Origin of the sequence: Desulfofustis glycolicus DSM 9705 (assembly GCF_900130015.1) — a bacterium.
In the GTDB taxonomy this organism is placed as follows: Bacteria; Desulfobacterota; Desulfobulbia; order Desulfobulbales; family Desulfocapsaceae; genus Desulfofustis; species Desulfofustis glycolicus.
In genome coordinates this window covers 1-1,797 of record NZ_FQXS01000086.1, presented here as the reverse complement: position 1 = coordinate 1,797, position 1,797 = coordinate 1, and the positions used below count along the sequence as shown (strand labels likewise).

Sequence of the window (1,797 nt, the reverse complement as noted above, 5' to 3'; positions counted from 1 at the left end):
TTTTTCTTCTTTCTGGATCGGCTTTTGTTCGTGCTACCGACTTAGTCACATAGTGTCAAGCGTAGTCCTGCGGGTGGCGGGACCGGATTTGCTCAGGGCCTTTGTGGGAGGCCCTTTTTGAGCAAATCCGGTTGAGGTTCGATCATGTTTCCGGCCCTGGGCAATCAGTTTTGGATTACGGGTTGAATCTTGTTCTCGGGGTCGTAGAGTTCCCAGTAGTAATCTTTCAATTCTTCAAGTGCGGAGTGGTCATCAAATTCAGGATGCTTCTTTGTGAAATCAAGTTCATCCATTGCGAATCGAATTTGATTGCGGATCATCTCCGAAAGAAGGTGTTCAGGTGCAACTCCCATAAAAAAGGCAATTTCTTTGATTCTTTTCCAAGGTTCTTCTTTGACTGTAAATCTCATTTTTTTCTCCTTCTGTTTAGTTTTCTCTTTGATTGCATTTTCTTTGCCCTGGGCGTCTCCGGATCCCGTTTTTTGCAATCACTTTTCCTAAAATAATCAACAGGCCGGTGCCGATCCGAAAGGTGAAGCCCTGCCGGTTGATTGCATTTCTCATTTTTGTTGAGGTTTGATGATTCGTTCAACCCAAAGTATTTCTTCTCCATCATTGAGCATTTGTGATGCTCGCCAATCAGCATCAATCAATGATTCTGCCCGTATCTGCATTGTTTCAGTTTTGTCGTTGTCGTTTGGTAATTTGATAGTGATTAAATATTCGTCCATTTTTTCACCTTTTAATTTTTTCAGCCTATTGACGCGGCCATAAAACGGCCGCTACGCGCTAACGCGGCCTGTAAACCTACGGTTTCCCGCGGGCCTTCCCTAATCCCTCTTCGCTGGATTGCCGCAATGAAACCGTTTCCACGAATCGAAAAGGCCGATTCGAGAAAACGCTTTCAAAGCTCTGTTTTTCAAAAGGGAATTTTTTGTTCCGTTCTTTCAAGAAGTTTGTCAGCCCCTGCAATATGGTGCCAATACTGGTAAACCCAGTTTTTCCCGAGTCGAAACGACAGTTGTTCGATAGAATCACAGCCATAGAGACCGGCAAATATCTTGAGTTTCCGTCTCCATTCTTTTGCTCCTTCGGTGTTCCAGGCGAATTTTGCATTGTTTTTTATCCATCCTCTAGATGAGTTGACCAGGCGAACCCCTTTGTCTTCCGGTTTCCTTTGCCCTATGTGCTTCGATATGTATTTTCCGAGATATCGGGCTAGTCCTTCTTCGTTCGATCGAATAGGGAGCAATTCTGAACGTCCCAGGCCGTATTCCTTCATTGCCGATCGGAAATCTTTCCAGAGTCTGCGAAGATCTTCGTTTCCGGTCTGTAATCGCCTGACGGTTCCGTTTTTACGGTCTTCAATCCATCTGTTGTATTCATCCCAGTCGAAACCAGACCGAATGTCTTCGGTGGTCTGGATGGCAAGGTGATAGTGCCACGCTCCCCTGGTCTGTCTTTCTTTGGTGCTGATCCATTCGGAAACATGCGGGTATGGTGCCAGGAAATTGCTATTGAATGAGCGGAAACGCTTGTATGCTTCGCGGTGATCCGTGACATTGTCGGGAAATGTCAGAGTAAGGAATCCGACGTGCCCTGGGGAAGCCGCCAGGGAGATCAAACGCTGAACATTGTTTTTCAGGGTGAAAGCCGATTTTCGATAATACGGGGAGAGCGCACCAATTAAGGCGTTAACAACCTTTTGTCGGTCTTCGTCCTGACAAACTGTTTCAGGAATCTGGATGCTATTGTTTGTATATAGATAAAGAAGAGAGCTGGCGCTCTCAGAGGAGG

Annotated in this window: 3 protein-coding genes; all 3 read right to left on the bottom strand. The window is 45.9% G+C overall.

What is annotated here, in order from left to right; genetic code table 11:
• Positions 1–164: 164 nt before the first annotated feature.
• Positions 165–488 carry a hypothetical protein gene (locus BUC26_RS22470; protein WP_143166149.1) on the bottom strand — a complete coding sequence of 108 codons (324 nt, stop codon included), beginning with the start codon at positions 486–488 and terminating at the stop codon, positions 165–167.
• 72 nt (positions 489–560) lie between these two features.
• Positions 561–731: a hypothetical protein gene (locus BUC26_RS23520; protein WP_153307100.1), complete on the bottom strand. Its 171-nt coding sequence runs from the start codon at positions 729–731 to the stop codon at positions 561–563.
• A gap of 188 nt (positions 732–919) precedes the next feature.
• Positions 920–1,797 (bottom strand): rolling circle replication-associated protein (locus tag BUC26_RS23705; protein ID WP_073379660.1); only part of this gene is annotated, 878 nt, incomplete at its 5' end.